Source organism: Nostoc sp. (genome assembly GCF_036917435.1).
Classification (GTDB): Bacteria; Cyanobacteriota; Cyanobacteriia; order Cyanobacteriales; family Nostocaceae; genus Nostoc.
Genome location: NZ_JBALDM010000006.1, coordinates 85,872 through 104,559 on the forward strand (window position 1 = coordinate 85,872; position 18,688 = coordinate 104,559).

Consider the following 18,688-nt stretch of genomic DNA (forward strand, 5'->3'; position numbering starts at 1 on the left):
AAACACCGACAAAGTAACTTATATTAGTGACGCTTCTGTGACTAATACATGGCACTTGGATGACATCTAAATATGAAAAACTCCACCCACAAGGGGATGGAGTTTTTGGGCATGGGGAACAGGGCATGGGGCATGGGTAAGAAGTTAGCAATGCCCAATTCCCAATTCTCAATTCCCAATTCCCAATGCCCAATGCCCAATGCCCAATGCCCAATTCAAAGCATCAATGTTTCCCAATCTAAATCTGATGCTACTTGAGCAAGTTTATCTAAATCAGTCAGGTTATCTAAATAGGGCAAGCAGCCTAAAACTGGTGTGTTAGTAAGTGATTGAATCAATTGAAATGGTGTCCAATCGGCTATTTCTGCATCGGTTCGGGGTTGTACGCAGTTCAGAATAATGCCTTTGAGATTAACGCGCGATTGCCTAGCTAATGCTACATTCGCTACTGCTTGAGCGATCGCACCCAATCTAACTGGCACTACCAATACCGTTGGTAAACGCCATTCTCCTGCTAAATCGGCTACGGTTAACTCCTCAGTTACTGGCGAACCTAACCCTCCTAAAGCTTCCACAAGCACAAAATCACGCTGCGATCGCAACTTAGATAAAGCTTGCCAAACCACGCCTAAATCAACTTGGCGATTTTCTCGTGCTGCGGCGATGGGAGGCGCTAAAGGTGCTTCAAAGTATAACGGTGTAATTTCTTCTGAGGATTGTTCTAGCGTAAATAGCTTTTGATACCATTCGCGATCGCCAATCCCTGATTGAATCGGTTTCATGATTCCCCAACTACGCTGTGGGTAATATTTTTGCCAATAGGCTGCTAACGCTGTTGTTAAAACAGTTTTGCCAGCTTCGGTATCAGTTCCAGTAATTAGTAGTGTGTTTAACATTAATTTCTTTGGCCAGAAAATGGTTGTGTTCCATCAACTGGCGGCAAGGTTGGCGTTTCACCAGTAGTCGGAGTTGGAATTGGTGTTTCTGTAGGAATTGGGAGCGGTGTTTGTATAGGAATTGGGAACGGTGTTTCTGTAGGAATTGGAATCGGTGTTTCTGTAGGAATTGGGAACGGTGTTTCTGTAGGAATTGGAATCGGTTTCTGTGTAGGAATTGGGAATGGTGTCTCTGTAGGAATTGGAGTCGGTGTTTGTATAGGAATTGGTTTGACTGGTTTTTCTAATGAAACATTGAGGTTGTAATTACTTTCCGCAACTCCTGAAGGCATTGTTAATTCAATAGTATACCTACCAGTAACCAGCAATATCCCTTCATAAGCTGTTACTGGCAGGGTATTGTTATCAAGTGGTTGTTCATTAGGACTTAAAACTTTTAGGAATACGTTGCTTCCTGGGTCAATAAAGGCAGTTAATTTGTCACCTTGCTGCCCAGAAAAAGTATAGTGAATGATTTGATTTATTTTGAGAGTATCTGTAACCGTGGCTGTGTTATTTGCTCCGATATTGAGCCGCCTAGAAATAGGTTGCTCAATGGTAGGTGTGGATGTGAATGTAGTACCACCAGAAATAACTGGTGAAGGGAAATTTTGTGGAAGCGTCTCTGTTGGTGATGGTTTTGACTGACTGCGGATAGAACTTACCAGTGCCCAAGAACCAAATCCGGTAACGATCACTACAACAGTACCAATTGCCGCGATCGCTAATGGATTATCCAAGACTGAACTAGTGGAACTTGGTGGAATTACAGGATCGGGTTGTTTCTTGGGCGAAGCGGGTGGTACTGAGTCAGGACGGCGACTAACAGCCATTGTCTGCAAGTTCGACGCATTCAGGGGAGGAAGACTGACTTGCTCTAAAGGTTGTAGTGCTTGAGATACACTAGCAGCACTCTGATAGCGATCGCTCGGTAGATGATTTAACATTCGATTCAACACTACAGCAAATCGCGGACTCACTTTTACCCATCGCTGCCAATTCCAAGTTAGTTGGTTTTCATCAAATAACTCCCTTGGTTCTTTACCAGTCAGCAAAACAATCGCAGTCACCGCTAATGTATACAAGTCACTACTAGGGTAAGCTCCCCCTGTTTGCATTTGTTCGCTCGGAGAGTAGCCTAATTTTCCCACAGTGGTTTCTGGCATAGCGCTCTCTGGCGATCGCAAACGGGTTGCTAGTTCCTTTACCACCCCAAAGTCAATTAACACAGGTTTAGTGTCACTATCTCGCAAAATAATATTTTCTGGCGAGATATCCCGGTGAATAATCCCTCGGCTGTGAATATGCTCTAAAACAGGCAATAACGACTGTATTAGCTGCAATACTTCAGTCTCTGTGAAAGTTCGACTAACAGCTAGCCGTTCATCTAGCATATTGCGGTAAGTCTGACCTGCAACATAGTCTTCCACCAAAAACAAGCGCTGGTCTTGCTCAAATCTTTCCCGGAATTTTGGCACTTGTGGGTGTTCAATTTGATACAAAATGGCAGCTTCTCGGTGAAAAAGCTCTTGTGCCTTCTGCAAAGCCGAAGCCTCTGTTGCTGTTGAAATCAATTCTTTGATCGCGCAAAGTTCGTTAAAGCGCCTCTGGTCTTCTGCCAGATAGGTTCTACCAAATCCTCCTTGTCCGAGAATTTGAATTATGCGGTAACGGTTTTGCAAGACAGTGCCAACTGTAATGGGTGGTTGCATGATCGATTGATTGAGTGTATTAGCAACTGAAGAGGAAGTGACCCCCAGTTAGGAGTATACGCAAAGTAAGGCTTTAAATCCCGTTATGTAATTCTAAGAACACATGAAGAGTCCTAAGTTCCAAGTGCTGTTAGCGGTAGTGGGGCATTTAGCCAGTACTGAGTTCATACCCCTTCCCCCTTTAAGTTCGTCGATTAACTAGGGTAGCGCTAGCTTGGTCAACAGGCATCAACACAACTTCATTAATATTGACATGGGGCGATCGCGTCACGCAGAAAAATATCACATCAGCCACATCATCTGCTGTCAGAGGTTTAACTCCCTGATAGACTTTGTTGGCGCGTTCAGCATCTCCATGAAAGCGCACCTCGCTAAATTCCGTTTCCACCATACCAGGATCGACGGAAGTTACACGTACCTGCGTCCCTAAGAGGTCTTGCTTTAAACCTTCAGAAATTGCTCTGACAGCAGCTTTGGTTGCACAGTAGACATTACCACCGGGATAGGTTTGATGCCCAGCAATGGAACCTAAATTTACCACATGACCGCGATCGCGGCTCACCATTCCCGGAACGACATAACGAGAAACGTAAAGTAAACCCTTAACGTTAGTATCAATCATGTCTTCCCAGTCTTGAAATTTAGCTTCGTGCAACTTATCTAAACCACGACTTAGACCAGCATTATTAATGAGAATGTCGATGTTAGACCAGGCAGACGGTAGAGTAGAAATAGCAGATTCCACAGCATTGCGATCGCGCACATCTAGCTCTAACAAATGAGTTTCAATACCAAATTCTTTAATGAGAGCATCTGCTAGCTGCTGCAAACGTTCCAGTCGTCGTGCCGCTAAGATAAGTTTTGCACCCGCACCAGCGAAGATTTTCGCACAAGCAGTACCAATACCACTACTTGCACCAGTGATCAAAATGATTTGATTTTCTAGAGAAGTCATTAGGATAGTTAGGAGTGAGCAGTTAATAGTTATGAATTAGCACAAATTTCATAGTTATTACTTACCGAAGACTTTAGCCGAAAAGAAAAACTTTTTCTTAAGGAAATTCATGAATCGCCCCTATAAGTCGTAGTTTTGCATAACTTATACAAACGCGATTAAGGGATTTCCAAGAAATAAATTATCCCATCTTGTGGGGTGGGCATCTTGCCCGCCCGTAATCATGGGCGGGCAAGATGCCCACCCCACAATAAATAGTTGGATATTTTTTTATTTGGAAGTCCCTAATCGCATAACTTGTACAGACGCGATTAATCGCGTCTCTCCTTATTTCTTCACCACTTGCAGGCGTTGAGTTACCATCGTCATCCCATTACCCCGCAGGATGACAGCAGAAACCCATTGACTACCAGGGGTAGATGGTGCTTGTCCCGTTTTAAACACTCCGCCAGATGTTAATAATTGCAAATCTACGGATGTGGGGCTGAAAAGTTTATCTGCTTGAATGGGTTCCTCTAGCGCCGTTCCTAGTAGGAAATCATCACCAAGTGGCTCTTGAACGATCGCATCAAAATTATACTTCTGACCGACTTTTACCTGTTCTGGTAACTTAATATCAAGTTGGGGCGGCTTGCTGCCAGAGGTAACTTGAGTACGTTCTGCCAAAATATCTTGGCGGACGATTTTACCGCTTTCAATGCGCTGACGCGATTTAATCGTGGCATTAAGAGTCGAATTATTACCACTACCGGAGGGTAAGCCAGTTATCTTAGTTTCTGTTTCAGCAATAATTCCATTGCCTTCAGATTTTGAAGATAGCAGTTTGGTACTGTATTGTAATTTAGGATATCTTTGCCAAAGTGAAACCAAAGACTTTTCCAGGGTTTGGAGGTTTAATCCATCTCCATGAGTGAAAGAAGGGCTGTAGAATTGCAACACCCCTTTGACATCACCCCGACTTGCGGCAGCATCAACTTGTGTCAACAGATTTTGTAGATTGGCTGTACCCGCTTGGGCTAATTGCTGTGGTGTCGTCGCTTGAGTGCGTTGCCAACCACTTGTTAAACCAAAGGTTAGCAGGAATGAAACTAGGCAAATACTGGCGGGAAATCTAAGTTGACGTTTCACTAAAGCGGTAATAATTTTAGTCATTGGCAAGAGTTTACTAATTTGATGAGAGAAAGTCAGGAAATTGTTTTATCTTAGTTAAGCTAGACCCTAAACGGTAGAGGTTTGATGGCAAACGCGCCGATACGATTATTAATAGCTGCCAGTGGGACTGGTGGACACTTGTTTCCAGCGATCGCACTGGCACAAAAACTTCCAGATTATCAAATCGAATGGCTGGGAGTACCCGATCGCCTGGAAACTCAACTTGTCCCTAAAGAGTATCCCTTGAATACTATTGCAGTTGAAGGGTTTCAGCAAGGGTTTGGACTCTCCTCGATTCGCATTTTGGGTAAACTCGCCCTTTCGATTATAAAAGTTAGACGAATTTTGCAGCAGGGAAATTTTCAAGGAGTATTTACCACAGGCGGTTACATTGCCGGCCCTGCCGTTATTGCGGCGCGTTCCCTTGGTTTACCCGTGGTTTTCCACGAATCTAACGCCTTACCAGGTAAAGTAACTCGCTTTTTTGGCCCTTGGTGTAGCGCGGTAGCTTTGGGATTTGAAGTCGCTGCTAAGTATTTGCCTCGTGCTAAAAATGTCTGCGTTGGTACTCCAGTAAGAGCGCAATTTCTCGATGGGGCAATCGATGCACCCCTAGATTTAGCTATTCCTGACGGTGTTCCTTTAATTGTTGTCTTTGGTGGTAGCCAAGGTGCAGTTGCGGTTAATAAGTTAGTGCGTGAATCTGCAAAGGCTTGGTTTGATGCTGGTATTTATGTAGTACATTTGACTGGCGATCGCGATCCCGAAGCAGATACTCTCAAACATCCACAGTACATATCCTTACCTTTCTATAACAATATGGCGGCGTTGTTACAACGAGCAACTCTTGCCATTAGTCGTTCTGGCGCAGGTAGCTTGACAGAATTGGCAGTATGTGGGACACCCGCGATTTTGATTCCTTACCCCTTTGCCGCAGAAGACCATCAATCTTATAATGCAGACGTATTTACCAAAGCTGGCGCGGCGTTAACACTGAAGCAATCGGAGTTGACAGCCCAAATATTACAAAGTAATGTGTTGAATTTGTTGCAGTCACCGCAAGAGTTAGCAAAAATGGGGGAAAACGCTCATGCGATCGCAGTACCCGATAGTGCTGAGAAGTTAGCCCAATTAGTGCGTGAAGTGATAGAAACATAACGTTGATTATTGAATATTAAAAATTTATTTTCCCAGTTATGAATATCTTATCCAGCCCCAAATTTCGCTTCACAGTAGGTTGTGCTGCCTTATTAATTGTAAGTTTAGCCAGTAGCGATTTATATACTCAGTCAAAAACTAAACAATTAGATCGACAAAATCAGCCCTTTAGTCAGCAAGAAAGTTTTGCCCCGCTTCAATCAGAGATTTCTCTCACCTCTAATTTTCAAAGTCCTTTTGTTGCTAAAGAAATATCTGATGAGGTTATAGGCAAGCAAAATGCTTTTTTATCTCAACATAATTTGTTAGCTGCATCTGCACCCTTTGCAGTTGTCGATGAATTTAAGAAATATAAATTTAGTATTAATGGCAGCCAAGTTGTTACCCCAGCCAAACTACCAAGTAGTAAGGTTAATTTTAATCAAAAAGATTTATTAACTGTTCTCGTTAATACTAGAAAATATTTTCAAGATTACTCTTCAGAAGACCCAGACATTCTCCGTCCAGGAATCCTTACCAGTCAAGGCGTTACTGTGCCGGATGTTCTCAACACTTTGAATTTTATGATTGTTGTTTTAAAGGAGGATATTGCTAATAATCGAGCTACTCGCTTGCAAGATTCTAACTTTATCAATACGAATTTTCGAGTAATTAAATGGTCTGCTTACAACCCAAAAAATAAACAGCAAAAGCAATTACGAATTACCAAATATGCTGTCTTTACTCATCCCGGTTCTCGCAAGAAAACCTCTACTTTTAATACACCCATTTATAGCTTAAAAGAAAACGCTAATAACGATAAATTTTATACAAGATACACCAAGCAAGATGTTTTATCAGGGATTTACGAACCTGGAGGTAGAGAATTTGGAAAAGTTACCAATCTTGCTTATCTAACCAGAAACGGCTTAGAAGAAGCAATTATGGAAGGAACAATACTAATTAATTTTACAGATGGTTATAAGGCATTTTTTAATGTAGATAGAAATAATGGAATATCTTATATACGCGGATTGAAGGCAACAGCACAAAAGCGTTATTGGTATTTTAGAGAAGTTGATGCTATTAAAGGCTATGGATATAAAATAGATGCAAAAATTTCTGTTAAACCCGGAGTTACTTTTGCTGGAGATGTTTTGAATATCGGTTTAGGTAAAGTGGTTGTGATTGAGCATACTCAGGGTGGTCGCAAACATCTGCGAATGGGAGTCATCGCCGATACAGGTGGAGCCTTTTTACCCAATCTTTATCAACTCGATTTTTTAGCAGGTATCTTTAAGAATAAACAAGAATTTGGGCAAAATATCACACAATTGCCAGAGTATGCTACGGCGTATTTTTTAATAAAGAAGTAAATGCATTAACAATTTAAAACCTCACCCCAAATCCCTCTCCTTGCTAAGGAGAGGGGAGATAAAGCTTATTTTTTATCGGGTGAGGTTAAGCTGTACATCAGTTGCTTGGAAAACGCTCTCCCCAAAGGGGGCGTTTTTCCATTGATTAACGTTCAATAAATTCAGAATTTAGACAATAATTTCAAAAAGTTAATTTTACGGGTAATAATTACTAGCAGCGCAGATAATTGCCTAAAAGCTCAAGTATAAGGAGAAGCCAAGAATGATTTTACACCGTGGGCGTAGGGTAGTAGCCGCTTTGTTGCTGTCAGTGGTATTACTTACAACAGCCTGTAGTCCAAAAACACCTGGACGTTTTGACCAAGCGCAAAAAGAAAGCACTCAACAAAAAAATGTTGCAGTAGCTAAAACCGCAACTCAGGGTAGTGAATTTAATAAACTTTTCCCTGAGTCAGGTGATGGCTACCAGCGCGTCTATACCCAAGAGAAAAAAGGCTTTGCGGAAGCGAAGTTGAAAAAAGGCGGTAAAGAATTAGCGTTGCTATCTATTTCTGATACCACAAGTACACCTAGTACAGCAGCCAAGTTTTCCAAAAGTACCAAAAAAATTGGCGGTTATCCCGCAGTAGAAGTTGGTAAAACGCAAACTGCAATTTTGGTAGGTAAGTACCAAGTAAAAGTACTTTCCCGCGATCCGTCATTTACAGCTAGCGATCGCGCCAATTGGCTAGAGAAGTTTAATCTTAATGCTCTAGCTCAACTCAAATAATTTGGACTACGAACACTTAGATAACAAAACCTAAATAAGGAGATTTTTGTGAGCAAATCGATTGTTGATTTAGTCGATCAATTGCCAACCGGTGGCTTGACTATTTCTATGTTGAAGTCCCTCGATTTTGTTGCTCCTGGAGAGTGGCAAAATACTGTCGGCTTTGTGAACACCATTAAAATTGTCACTGGTGAAGATGACGAAGATTTAATTCAGCAAATTGGCGAAAGAGCGGTTTTTCTATTTAATGACAAATCCCAAGGATACCAAACGGCTTTGTGGTTATATCAAACCGTTGATGCTACAGATAAAGCCCTTGGTGCAGCCGCATTAGCTAACAAAATCGGTGAAAAAATTCCTTTATTGGGTTTTTTAAACTCTGTCACCCCTAAAGCAGACAAAGCTCAAACTATTGATTTGACATTAAAATTGGTAGCTGAGTTGGTAGCATTCTGTCAAATTAACGGCATTCCTGGAGACAGTATTGGGGATTTTGTTGCCTCTTTAGGTGAGTATAGTGGTGAGTCACTCATTCGGATGGTGGCATTGATTTGCGTTGATGGTTTGATACCCCTAGGGCCAGATTTCATCAGCAAAGCTTTATCTGGGCTTGATCAAACAAATCCACAGGAGTTAGAGCAAAATTCGACTTTCCAAAGCATTAAAGATGTGATTCCAGGGGACAGTCCTGCTGGTAAACTCAACTTTATCGGCGAAAGCTTTGACTCAGTTAAAGGTTGGATGAGTGGGCTAGTCTCCGCCAATAATTTAACGCCACAAAAGGTTGTCCACAACTTGAAAAGTTTTGCCGATATTGCCGATGATAAGTTAGATTACCTCGCGGCGTTCTTAGATGTCGCAACGAATTATTATGAACACACTGGCACGCAAACTTTAGCACGTCGCTTGATTGAACGGGCGGTAGCTGAAATTTAGGTTGATGACGGATTAAAGAAGGGAATAGGTTACAGGAGACAGATTTCTCTCTGTAACCTGTAACCTTGGCTTTTAGGGTAAACGCAAATCTGCTGCGATCGCATCTAAGTAAGGTTGAAAAATAGCCAAGTTTTCTAGTTTCTCAAACTTACCTGTTTGCATACCTGTGTCAAATGCAGTGGTAATTACGTAAAGTTTAGTGCCATCAAAAGCAACATAACCGATATGTTGCTCTTGTACTCCACCTTTTTCCTTAACTCCGGCAAACCCATAGCGGATTCCCTGAAGCTTACCAATGGGTACAGGTTGCGGTGGATAGGTTGAGAAAGTAATCTCTTTTCCATATTCATGCTGACGATCTTTCGCAAACGCAGCGTAGTGATCTGTAACCCAAGCCTTGAGTGCTGCTAATACCTGGGTTTGATACTTAGGACTTTGATAGTCCACTTGAGAACCAGATGGAATACCAGCTACTACGAGTTTCTTTTGGAAATCCTCATTGTTTGCTAAAGGGTAAACATTAATCTCAACTGTACCCAAACGTTCCCCTTTGGAGAAGATACACAACAACGGTGCATTTCCTTCACAAGCGGCAACTTGCCAGTTAGTTGGAGCAGCAGTGGTTCCCAGAATTTTCTGCCAGATATTTCCCTCTTTAGGGTTGGGAAGTTTTACAACGGTAGGAGACTTTACTACTTGGGGTGGAGAAAATTGGGGAAGAACAAATTTTGCTACCAGAGGTACTGACACCACCAAGATAGAACCTAGTAATACATGATAAAGTCGTAACATTTTTTTTCAAAATCCACAGCCAAGGATTGCAGACTAACGATGTTTATAATCCTTTATGGGTATAGAGGAAGAATATATTTATAGCGGTTGTCAGTTGAGTGAGTTACAAGAACCCCACCCCCAACCCCCTCCCCGCAAGCGAGGAGGGGGCTATGATGTACCTTGTATGATTAAGAAAAGCTATATATGGCGAGGCAAGAGACATGAAGTCTCTTTGAATTGTACTGATGAATTGTACTGAGTTTTTTCAAAAATCAAATATGAATACTATAGTAGCGCTGTATTTGCTTTCAGCGCTACTACGAATACTGTTGTTTATTGATGTATGCCTAATTACTTGTGGCTTGCTGGAAATATGGCAACTATGAAGAGATGTTAAAAACAAAATTAAAAAATACTCATCCTCAAATACCCATTAGCTTTGGTCAAACTGTGATAGAGTCTTTTCTGCTTCCTTGCACAGTACTTCATGATATTCACCATTACTAGCCAGCAAACCTCCCCATTGATTGATATCTCCGGTGTTATATTGCAACGGAGTGCCATCAAAGTGCGTAAACTTACCACCAGCTTCTGTTAAAATCAGTTCTGGTGCTGCCATATCCCAATCTTTGGGCGCAGACTTGCCGGAAAGGGAAATGTAGATATCTGCCTGTTGCTCGACAATGGTAGCAATTTTGCAACCTACACTACCCACAGCTTTCTGATTTTGGCAAGGTAATTTTTGTAGTAAGTAATCTAAGCGTTGGTTGCGGTGAGAGCGGCTAACGACTAAAGTTAAATCCTCAACTCGTTTACCTGACGATACTTGTAAAGGAACAGATCCGTCACGGGTTTCTACAAATGTCCCTCCACCTTTGATGGCGTAATATAATTTTTCTGCTTCTGGTACTGCTACCACTGCTAATACTGGGTGTGTTTCCTTTACTAAAGCAATGTGAATTGCATAGTCTCCAGTTTTTTCGATAAAGTCTCGTGTACCATCCAAAGGATCAATTATCCATACCCAAGGGGCGGAAGGGTGTGCGCCCGTAGTTGGCGATTGATAGGTTTCTTCGCTGATGTAAGCAAAATCTTCATTACCCAAAGTTGCTTGTAGTTTCTGCAAAATATATTGACTTACAGCTACATCGGCAACGGTAACAGGCTCATTTTGTTTATATTGTACGTCTAAATTAGGGTCTTTTGCTGTGCCGTGGTAATACGATCGCAGTATATCTGCTGCACCCCAACCGATCTCACGAGCGATCGCTAATATTTCTTCTAAGTCTTTCATTAAATTTGACCTTGTATAATTTAGCTCTTTAAATTCATCCAGCGCCGAGTGCCAAAAAATTTACACGACTCAGCAGCAATATTAGCTGCTAGCGCCAGTGCATCAATAAAACTTTCTCGTAAAATGTAATCACAAAAAGCACCGTGAAAAATATCTCCAGCCCCTAATGTATCAACCGCTTGCATCTGTGGCACATCTACGATACCAGTTTTAGTGCAACTCAAGTATTCAATTGGTTTTTGTCCGTGGGTAATGGCGATGTGAGCAATGTTAAATCCGCTCAGATAGGCAAAAACGTCTTCTCCAGTCTGGCAGTTAGGGGGATAAAAATTAGCCGAACAGATGGCATAATCCACAAATGGCAAAATTTGCTCAAATCCAGGTTTCCAGCTGCCACCATCAATTACTACTGGAATATTCTTAGCTTTAGCCATTTGAGCTATGGAATAACTAATCGCAATTTGATGTCCATCAATCAGTACTATATTGATATTTGATAATATATCTGGCGGGATAGATGCGCTGCTGGCTTGAGTTTTGACAGCATTGATCGAAACCACAGCCCGTTCACCAGTGGCTTGAGTGACAATAATTGAAGAAACAGGCGGTGCTAAATCAGTGGTAGGCTCAAGGTCTGCGATCGCAACTTGGTAATTTGCCAAATCACCTCGAATTAGCTGTGTCATTGGGTGAGAACCTACTACACCTAGGACTGTAGCCTGATTACCTAAATGGCTGAAAGTCACAGCTGCATTCGTTGCTGGGCCACCTGCCGCTACAGTATAGTCAGTAGCAACAATCTTCTGATTATTCTTCGGGGCAGAGTCAGCAAGGTAAATCAAATCTAAGGTTACTAAACCCACAAATAACCCACAATCCGATTTTGGATTTTGGATTTTGAATTTTGGATTAACCATATATCATATATGTTTCGTCTCTCTTGTACAGACGCGATTTATCGCGTCTCTCCTGTCTATCCTGCACAGACGCGATGAATCGCGTCTCTACAAACTCCTAACTCTTGCTCATGCAAACCGATCCAAAACCAAGAACACTTTACGTTGTCGGCACACCTATTGGCAACCTGGAAGATATAACCTTTCGGGCGGTGCGAATTTTGCAGACAGTGGATATTATTGCTGCGGAAGACACCCGTCACACAGGGAAACTACTACAACATTTTCAAGTTAAGACTCCCCAAGTGAGTTACCACGAACACAATCGTACCAGCCGCATCCCAGAATTATTAGAGCATTTAGTTAACGATAAAGCGATCGCTCTTGTGAGTGATGCTGGAATGCCAGGAATTTCCGATCCTGGATATGAACTGGTGAAAGCCTGTATTGAGGCGGGGATTTCCGTAGTTCCCATTCCCGGGGCTAGTGCAGCAATTACCGCTTTGAGTGCGGCTGGATTACCAACAGATCGGTTTGTCTTTGAAGGCTTTCTCCCTGCGAAAACTCAACAGAGACAAGAACATTTAGAATCTCTGCAAACAGAATCTCGCACATTGATTTTTTATGAATCGCCCCACCGCTTGCGAGATACTTTACAAGATTTAGCAGAAGTTTGGGGAAGCGATCGCCAAATTGTGCTGTGTCGAGAGTTAACTAAATTGTATGAGGAATTTTGGCGGGGGACAATTGCCGAAGCGATCGCTCACTACAGCCAACGAGAACCCCAGGGTGAATATACATTAGTAGTGGCTGGAATTCCGGCTAGTCAACCCCAATTGACAGAAGAGGAATTGAAAGCCGAATTGAAACAGTTAATTAGTCAGGGAATATCGCGATCGCAAGCTAGCCGTCAGTTAGCAAAATTTACCTCCCTTCCCCGTCGTGAACTCTATCAACTAGCTCTTTCTATAGTCTTCACTCCTGAGTTGTGATCTGCAAAACTGAGATGCTTCTATGTAGTAAATGCCATCAGTAAAACGGGAAATATGCAATTACAAAACAAATTTTTCCAGACAATTCCCCGCACTGTTTGGGTATTGGGATTTGTTAGTCTGCTGACAGATATTAGCTCTGAGATGATTAATTCTATATTGCCCTTATTTCTGGTGTCAGTTTTAGGGGCGAATGTGTTGACTGTGGGCATTATCGAAGGCATTGCAGAAGCAACAGCTTCAGTGTTAAAAATATTTTCGGGAGCGTTGAGTGATTATTTGGGATATCGCAAGGGATTAGCGATATTTGGGTATGGTTTATCAACCTTTGTTAAACCACTATTTGCTATAGCTAGCAGTCCAACTGGGGTGTTAATAGCTCGATTTGGCGATCGCATTGGCAAAGGTATCCGCGTAGCGCCCCGTGATGCTTTAGTTGCCGATTCTACTAATGCAGAGGTACGCGGTGCAGCCTACGGATTACGTCAATCTCTCGATACTATCGGAGCATTCTTAGGGCCATTGGCAGCATTTATCTTGATGGCTGCTTCTCAAAACAACTTCCGCCTGGTTTTTTGGCTAGCACTCATCCCTGGTTTTTTAGCGGTGGCTTTATTAACCGTGGGAGTACAAGAACCGAAAGCAGAGCAAACTCAAGTCAGCCGAAGCAATCCTCTGCAATGGGAAACTTTACGCAGTTTAAGTCAAAAATATTGGGTACTCGTAGCAGTGGCGCTACTATTCAATTTAGGAAACTCTAGCAATGCCTTTTTATTGTTGCGAGCCGAGCAAATAGGGATTTCTGCCTCACTCATCCCGTTGACATTAGTGGTAATGAATATGGCTTACTCCTTTAGTGTCTACCCAATAGGAATACTTTCCGATCGCTTAGGTAGATTTTGGCTACTAATAAGCGGATTTCTCCTATATGCTGTAGTGTATCTGGGTTTCGCCTTTGTACAAGCACCTTGGCAAGTCTGGGGATTGTTTGCCCTTTATGGTCTACATTTGGGTATGAGTAAAGGATTGCTATTAGCGTTAGTGGCAAATAGCATACCTGCAAATCTGCGCGGCACTGCCTTTGGATTCCTCAACTTGGCTGTAGGATTAGCGCTTTTACCTGCGAGTTTGCTAGCTGGGGGATTGTGGCAAACACTGGGAGCAGAGGCGACATTTATCGCTGGGAGTTTGTTCGCGATCGCATCTGTATTATTATTAATCACTCAAAAAAACAAATATTAATTCTATTAAAAGCAAAAATGGTATCCTTAAATGAATGGCGATGGAGCTCGCCAAAACCGCCTTTTCAGTCCAAAAAATAATCACTGAAAGGCTGATGGCTCCTACTTTCTTCGCTGACTGCGGGAGAGTAGGGCTTGTTAAATGCATCACCTGACTCCCCTGTAGAAAGTGTAAGTCTACAAATTGCGCCTCAAGGAGTCATGGGATGTTCGCCAGTGCATTCATAAAACAATTTCGTCAATTTGAACCGTTTATTGCATTACCACACCTAATTAAATGGTTGCCTATTTCCATTGTGGTTGGAATTTTTGCTGGAACGGCTTCTGCGGCTCTCTTAGCATCATTAGAATGGGCAACCGATTGTCGAGGATCGCATCGCTGGATTATCGCCTTACTTCCCATTGGCGGTTTTTTAAGTGGTTGGATATATCATCAATTCGGTCGCACTGTGGAAGCCGGAAATAACCTTTTACTAGAAGAAATCCATAACCCCAAAAGTGTTATTCCCTTCCGTATGGCTCCTCTTGTTTTGCTAGGAACAGTCCTTACACATTTATTTGGAGGTTCAGCCGGTCGTGAAGGTACAGCATTACAAATGGGTGCTTCTTTAGCAGATCAGTTAACTAAAATATTACATTTTCAAGGAGCTAATCGGCGAATTTTATTAACGGCGGGTATCAGTGGAGGATTCGCTTCAGTTTTTGGTACTCCCTTAGCTGGGACTGTATTTGGTTTAGAAGTTTTAGCAATTGGGAAACTTAATTATGATGCTCTTTTCCCTTCTTTGATTGCTGCGATCGTTGGAAATCAAGTCACCTTGTTATTAGGTTTGCATCATACCGCATACCGACACGCTCCCTCTATACCAACGCTCACAATTTGGGGGCTGATTGCTGCCATTATTGCAGGTGCAATCTTTGGAATAGTAGCGAGATTCTTTGCTAAAGTAACTCACCAAATTAGTCACTTGTTTAAAAGTAAGATATCTTATCCTCCAATGCGTCCTTTTATAGGCGGTGCGATGATAGCAGTAATTGTTGGGTTAAGTGGAACAACCAAATACATTGGGCTTGGTATCCCTACAATCGTTGATTCTTTCTCCACTCAGCTACCTCCTTGGGATTTTGCAGCAAAATTAGGTTTGACTGCTCTAACTTTAGGTGCAGGTTTTAAAGGAGGAGAAGTAACACCTTTGTTTTTTATTGGTGCAACTTTAGGTAATACTTTGTCATTGCTTTTAGCATTACCTACACCATTGTTAGCAGGAATGGGATTTGTGGGTGTGTTTGCAGGTGCAGCAAATACACCTATAGCATCAACCTTAATGGGAATTGAATTATTTGGTTTGGAATCGGGAGTATTTATTGCTATTGGCTGTGTAGTGAGCTATCTATTTTCAGGCCATTCTGGAATTTACTCGGCACAACGTATTGGGTTGAGTAAATACTCTGCTGTATATTTAGAAGAAGGGGTGACTTTGGCTAATTATGGACGAGGAAAAGTTGAGCAAAAAGTTGATTTACCTGATGATGGCGAAGAAGGAGTAAGTGATTCTCACGAATAATTATTGGTGTAGTTAATAGATAATTGGGAAAGTGCATAGTGGTCTATGTCATTAGTTATGAATGGTTCTAAAGGTTCGTAGTTGCGCTTGAGGTAGAACGATTTCTTAGTAGTGGAGAGATTAATGGGGAAGAGGTTTTTAGTGAGTTATTTACTATGTATTCAGAGCCAGAAAGTAATTCTGCCAAACATACCGAAAACGCTAAGTTGACAAGTACAACATGAAGGCGATCGCGTTATATGTTAATCTGAAAAATGGCAAGTATTAACCAATCCTATCAGTATCTCAATAAATCGGCGTAATCCCTAACTCTTGTAATTCTTTGAATATCATTTTTTTGCACTCAGCTTGAGGATAATAGTATTTTTCAGATTCATAGAAGTCTTTCTGTTCTATTAAATAATAGAGGTTTATTTGGCTTTTTTCTTTAGAAAAGCTGAGAGGATCGTAATCAAATACATACCTTGATGTAAATAAATAGCATGGATATTCTTCTTCATTTTTTATGTTCCAAATAACTTCTTGCTCAAATGCAAAAGTTCCTTTTTCTATTGTTACTCTGACACCAAACGGTTCAATATCTCTAATTTTATCGCCAATATTACCATTGTGAGTATAATGATTAGTTTCAATTAATTCATAAAATCTTATACTAAATGAAGATCGGTTAATTTTTGACACTGAATAATTTCCTTGAGCAGTAACAATGATTGCTTGTCCTGCTCCAGATGCCATATCTACAGTGCCATCTTCATTAAAAAGTAAAGAATGAAAGTAGTCATAGTAGTGAGGATTTGCATTTAAACGACCGATTCCGAAGACGTTTTGCATAAATATCTATATGTGGAATAGATTAGAAACTAAAGTATAGCTTTTTAGTATGACTAATAACATAAAGATACAAACTATTGAACTTGGTATTTATTGAATTTATTCCTCGCACCTCCTACTACCTATTTTATTTACTAAATCATCGCTTCCAATTCTTCTAAAGCTTGAAAACTTCCTACTTGCCAACTACGTTCCACAGCAGTAGGGATAATCTGAGTAATAGCTATATCCTCAAAATTAGGACTGGTGTTAGATTTTACATATTTCCCATCTTTTAGCAAATAAATAGAAAGGTTTCCACTATCGTAAACCCATAATTCTGGGACTCCAATAGCTTCATAAGCATCAAGAGTAGTTTTTGATGTGACATCAGTCTCAATCGCTAAATCTGGCGGCGGATCGTTAGGTTGCAAGCGGCGACGACCAATCATTTGTTGATAATTCTGAATATAAAAGCAAGCATCAGGTTCAACTCCTGCTATACCTTGCCTTTTAAACGTGGTAGAACCAAAAGGTTGATATCTGATATTTTTAGCCTTCAGCAATATTTTCACAATATCAGAAATTAAATCTTTGGGAATTTCATGTTCTGATAAAGGAGCCATAATTTCTAAAGTACCCTGGCTGTATGCAATTCGTGTAGTTCTTTTTTCTCCTAATTCTTGTAAAATAGATTCAAATTCTTCCCATCTAACATCAGGAATAGTCACCGTGCTACCAGGTGCTAACTGCATCTGGCTAACAGGTTTAAAAACGGGGATGGCAGCAGTCATAATAAGAATATGAGTAAGCTGAGTTAAATTAATTATCTATCAGGTTGCGGTGGATAATATAGCCCACCGTAACCTTTAGACTAATAGATTGAGTTTAACAAAAGCGATCGCTACACCTTAAACTTCTCAGCAATCCGCTTCATCGCCTCTTCGACATTCTCCCGGCTGTTAAAGGCCGAAATGCGGAAGTAACCTTCACCCGCAGCACCAAAGCCTGAACCAGGTGTCCCCACAACGTTGACAGTTTGCAGCAGCTTATCAAAGAATTCCCAGCTGGATAAACCATTAGGCGTTTTTACCCAAACGTAAGGTGCATTCACGCCACCATAAACTGATAATCCGGCGGCTGTAAGTTTTTCGCGGATAATTTTGGCGTTTTCTAGATAGAAGCTAACTAATCCTTTGATTTGTGCCTGTCCTTCTTCAGAATAAACCGCTTCGGCTCCCCGTTGGACGATGTAAGAAACGCCGTTAAATTTGGTAGACTGGCGACGATTCCAGAGTTTCCATAGTTCTACATCAGAACCATCGGCGGCTTTTCCTGTGAGTGTCTTCGGTACCACAGTTAACGCACAACGAGTTCCTGTAAAACCTGCATTTTTGGAAAAAGAACGAAACTCGATCGCAACTTCTCTTGCACCTTCAATTTCATAAATTGAGTGCGGAAGTGATGGATCGGTAATATAAGCTTCGTAGGCTGCATCAAAGAAAATAATCGAGTTATTCGCTTTGGCATAGTCTACCCATGCTTTGAGATATTCTTTGGTTGCAGTTGCGCCTGTGGGGTTATTGGGAAAGCAGAGATAAATTAAATCTACTTTCTTGGAGGGAATCTCGGCAGTGAAGTTGTTTTCAGCCGTAATTGGGAGATAAACTAAGCCTTCAAATTCGCCTTTGTCGTTAGCATCTCCAGTATTTCCCACCATAACGTTAGTGTCTACATACACAGGATAAACTGGGTCAGTAACAGCGATGATGTTGTCATGACCAAAGATTTCCAGAATATTGCCACTGTCACACTTGGAACCATCGGAGATAAAGATTTCTGAGGCATCAATTTCTGCTCCCCGTGCTTGGAAATCGTGAGTAGCAATTTTTTCCCGTAACCAAGCATAACCTTGCTCTGGCCCGTAACCTTTGAAGGTATTGCGATCGCCCATTTCTTCTACAGCTTTAATCATAGCTGTGCGGCAAGCCTCCGGCAGAGGTTCGGTAACATCGCCAATGCCCAGTCGGATAATTTTAGCATCAGGATTGGCTTCAGCAAAGGCATTCACCCGCCGAGCAATTTCTGGAAACAGATAACCCGCTTTCAGTTTCAGGTAGTTGTCGTTAATAGTTGCCATTCTC

General features: G+C 41.6%; 18 protein-coding genes and 1 riboswitch. Of the genes, 8 read left to right on the top strand and 10 right to left on the bottom strand.

What is annotated here, in order from left to right:
• Positions 1–72: 72 nt before the first annotated feature.
• Positions 73–258, top strand: a complete 186-nt coding sequence (locus tag V7K98_RS02535; RefSeq protein ID WP_335019257.1) for a hypothetical protein — start codon at positions 73–75, stop codon at positions 256–258.
• On the opposite strand, the gene bioD is transcribed toward V7K98_RS02535, so the two are convergent.
• From bioD to V7K98_RS02555, 4 genes are all read right to left on the bottom strand, one after another.
• Positions 216–896, bottom strand: coding sequence for a dethiobiotin synthase (gene bioD / locus V7K98_RS02540; RefSeq protein ID WP_335019258.1), 681 nt, complete (start codon positions 894–896; stop codon positions 216–218). The two genes, V7K98_RS02535 and bioD, sit on opposite strands and share 43 nt — an antisense overlap.
• Positions 896–2,647 (bottom strand): protein kinase domain-containing protein, encoded by a 1,752-nt coding sequence (locus V7K98_RS02545; RefSeq protein WP_335019259.1) that lies wholly within the window; start codon positions 2,645–2,647, stop codon positions 896–898. The genes bioD and V7K98_RS02545 overlap by 1 nt, the downstream gene beginning before the upstream one ends.
• A gap of 181 nt (positions 2,648–2,828) precedes the next feature.
• The gene (locus V7K98_RS02550; protein WP_335019260.1) at positions 2,829–3,602 is read right to left on the bottom strand and encodes an SDR family oxidoreductase; all 774 of its coding nucleotides are present in this window, start codon (positions 3,600–3,602) and stop codon (positions 2,829–2,831) included.
• 327 nt (positions 3,603–3,929) lie between these two features.
• Complete coding sequence (locus tag V7K98_RS02555; protein WP_335019261.1) at positions 3,930–4,754, bottom strand: nuclear transport factor 2 family protein; 825 nt, start codon at positions 4,752–4,754, stop codon at positions 3,930–3,932.
• A gap of 84 nt (positions 4,755–4,838) precedes the next feature.
• Here V7K98_RS02555 and murG point away from each other — a divergent pair, with 84 nt between their 5' ends.
• The 4 genes from murG (at position 4,839) to V7K98_RS02575 (ending at position 8,972) form a co-directional block, all read left to right on the top strand.
• Positions 4,839–5,912, top strand: a complete 1,074-nt coding sequence (gene murG / locus V7K98_RS02560) for an undecaprenyldiphospho-muramoylpentapeptide beta-N-acetylglucosaminyltransferase (RefSeq protein WP_335019262.1) — start codon at positions 4,839–4,841, stop codon at positions 5,910–5,912.
• Between the two features lie 38 nt (positions 5,913–5,950).
• Positions 5,951–7,267, top strand: coding sequence for a hypothetical protein (locus V7K98_RS02565; protein ID WP_335019263.1), 1,317 nt, complete (start codon positions 5,951–5,953; stop codon positions 7,265–7,267).
• Positions 7,268–7,529: 262 nt separating this feature from the next.
• The gene (locus V7K98_RS02570; protein WP_335019264.1) at positions 7,530–8,036 is read left to right on the top strand and encodes a hypothetical protein; all 507 of its coding nucleotides are present in this window, start codon (positions 7,530–7,532) and stop codon (positions 8,034–8,036) included.
• 48 nt (positions 8,037–8,084) lie between these two features.
• Complete coding sequence (locus V7K98_RS02575) at positions 8,085–8,972, top strand: hypothetical protein (protein ID WP_335019265.1); 888 nt, start codon at positions 8,085–8,087, stop codon at positions 8,970–8,972.
• A 72-nt stretch (positions 8,973–9,044) separates the two neighbouring features.
• Here V7K98_RS02575 and V7K98_RS02580 read toward each other — a convergent pair whose 3' ends face one another.
• The 3 genes from V7K98_RS02580 to V7K98_RS02590 all read right to left on the bottom strand — a co-directional run bounded on the left by V7K98_RS02580 (position 9,045) and on the right by V7K98_RS02590 (position 11,957).
• A complete protein-coding gene (locus tag V7K98_RS02580) occupies positions 9,045–9,764 on the bottom strand; it encodes a hypothetical protein (RefSeq protein WP_335019266.1) in 720 nt (239 codons plus the stop codon).
• 415 nt (positions 9,765–10,179) lie between these two features.
• Complete coding sequence (locus tag V7K98_RS02585; RefSeq protein ID WP_335019267.1) at positions 10,180–11,040, bottom strand: 3'(2'),5'-bisphosphate nucleotidase CysQ family protein; 861 nt, start codon at positions 11,038–11,040, stop codon at positions 10,180–10,182.
• 20 nt (positions 11,041–11,060) lie between these two features.
• A complete protein-coding gene (locus V7K98_RS02590) occupies positions 11,061–11,957 on the bottom strand; it encodes a sugar kinase (RefSeq protein WP_335019268.1) in 897 nt (298 codons plus the stop codon).
• Between the two features lie 110 nt (positions 11,958–12,067).
• Between V7K98_RS02590 and rsmI the strand changes: the two genes are divergently transcribed.
• The 3 genes from rsmI (at position 12,068) to V7K98_RS02605 (ending at position 15,734) form a co-directional block, all read left to right on the top strand.
• Entirely contained in the window at positions 12,068–12,928 is an 861-nt protein-coding gene (rsmI, locus tag V7K98_RS02595; RefSeq protein ID WP_335019269.1) for a 16S rRNA (cytidine(1402)-2'-O)-methyltransferase, read from the top strand.
• Between the two features lie 54 nt (positions 12,929–12,982).
• A complete protein-coding gene (locus tag V7K98_RS02600; protein WP_335019270.1) occupies positions 12,983–14,170 on the top strand; it encodes an MFS transporter in 1,188 nt (395 codons plus the stop codon).
• Between the two features lie 27 nt (positions 14,171–14,197).
• Positions 14,198–14,281, top strand: a riboswitch (Fluoride riboswitch).
• Positions 14,282–14,375: 94 nt separating this feature from the next.
• Positions 14,376–15,734, top strand: a complete 1,359-nt coding sequence (locus tag V7K98_RS02605; RefSeq protein ID WP_335019271.1) for a voltage-gated chloride channel family protein — start codon at positions 14,376–14,378, stop codon at positions 15,732–15,734.
• A gap of 285 nt (positions 15,735–16,019) precedes the next feature.
• Here the strand turns inward: V7K98_RS02605 and V7K98_RS02610 are convergent, their stop codons facing one another.
• The 3 genes from V7K98_RS02610 to V7K98_RS02620 form a co-directional block, all read right to left on the bottom strand.
• Entirely contained in the window at positions 16,020–16,565 is a 546-nt protein-coding gene (locus V7K98_RS02610; protein ID WP_335019272.1) for a hypothetical protein, read from the bottom strand.
• Between the two features lie 134 nt (positions 16,566–16,699).
• A complete protein-coding gene (locus tag V7K98_RS02615) occupies positions 16,700–17,338 on the bottom strand; it encodes a Uma2 family endonuclease (protein WP_335019273.1) in 639 nt (212 codons plus the stop codon).
• Positions 17,339–17,448: 110 nt separating this feature from the next.
• Positions 17,449–18,684, bottom strand: a complete 1,236-nt coding sequence (locus V7K98_RS02620; protein ID WP_335019274.1) for an LL-diaminopimelate aminotransferase — start codon at positions 18,682–18,684, stop codon at positions 17,449–17,451.
• Between the last annotated feature and the right edge of the window lie 4 nt (positions 18,685–18,688).

Coding starts and splice junctions, on each gene's coding strand:
- murG (WP_335019262.1), top strand. CDS start 4,839: ATGGCAAACGCGCCGATACGATTATTAATAGCTGCCAGTGGGACTGGT.
- V7K98_RS02545 (WP_335019259.1), bottom strand. CDS start 2,647: ATGCAACCACCCATTACAGTTGGCACTGTCTTGCAAAACCGTTACCGC.
- V7K98_RS02565 (WP_335019263.1), top strand. CDS start 5,951: ATGAATATCTTATCCAGCCCCAAATTTCGCTTCACAGTAGGTTGTGCT.
- bioD (WP_335019258.1), bottom strand. CDS start 896: ATGTTAAACACACTACTAATTACTGGAACTGATACCGAAGCTGGCAAA.
- V7K98_RS02580 (WP_335019266.1), bottom strand. CDS start 9,764: ATGTTACGACTTTATCATGTATTACTAGGTTCTATCTTGGTGGTGTCA.
- V7K98_RS02615 (WP_335019273.1), bottom strand. CDS start 17,338: ATGACTGCTGCCATCCCCGTTTTTAAACCTGTTAGCCAGATGCAGTTA.
- V7K98_RS02585 (WP_335019267.1), bottom strand. CDS start 11,040: ATGAAAGACTTAGAAGAAATATTAGCGATCGCTCGTGAGATCGGTTGG.
- V7K98_RS02535 (WP_335019257.1), top strand. CDS start 73: ATGAAAAACTCCACCCACAAGGGGATGGAGTTTTTGGGCATGGGGAAC.
- V7K98_RS02555 (WP_335019261.1), bottom strand. CDS start 4,754: ATGACTAAAATTATTACCGCTTTAGTGAAACGTCAACTTAGATTTCCC.
- V7K98_RS02550 (WP_335019260.1), bottom strand. CDS start 3,602: ATGACTTCTCTAGAAAATCAAATCATTTTGATCACTGGTGCAAGTAGT.
- V7K98_RS02605 (WP_335019271.1), top strand. CDS start 14,376: ATGTTCGCCAGTGCATTCATAAAACAATTTCGTCAATTTGAACCGTTT.
- V7K98_RS02610 (WP_335019272.1), bottom strand. CDS start 16,565: ATGCAAAACGTCTTCGGAATCGGTCGTTTAAATGCAAATCCTCACTAC.
- rsmI (WP_335019269.1), top strand. CDS start 12,068: ATGCAAACCGATCCAAAACCAAGAACACTTTACGTTGTCGGCACACCT.
- V7K98_RS02620 (WP_335019274.1), bottom strand. CDS start 18,684: ATGGCAACTATTAACGACAACTACCTGAAACTGAAAGCGGGTTATCTG.
- V7K98_RS02600 (WP_335019270.1), top strand. CDS start 12,983: ATGCAATTACAAAACAAATTTTTCCAGACAATTCCCCGCACTGTTTGG.
- V7K98_RS02590 (WP_335019268.1), bottom strand. CDS start 11,957: ATGGTTAATCCAAAATTCAAAATCCAAAATCCAAAATCGGATTGTGGG.
- V7K98_RS02570 (WP_335019264.1), top strand. CDS start 7,530: ATGATTTTACACCGTGGGCGTAGGGTAGTAGCCGCTTTGTTGCTGTCA.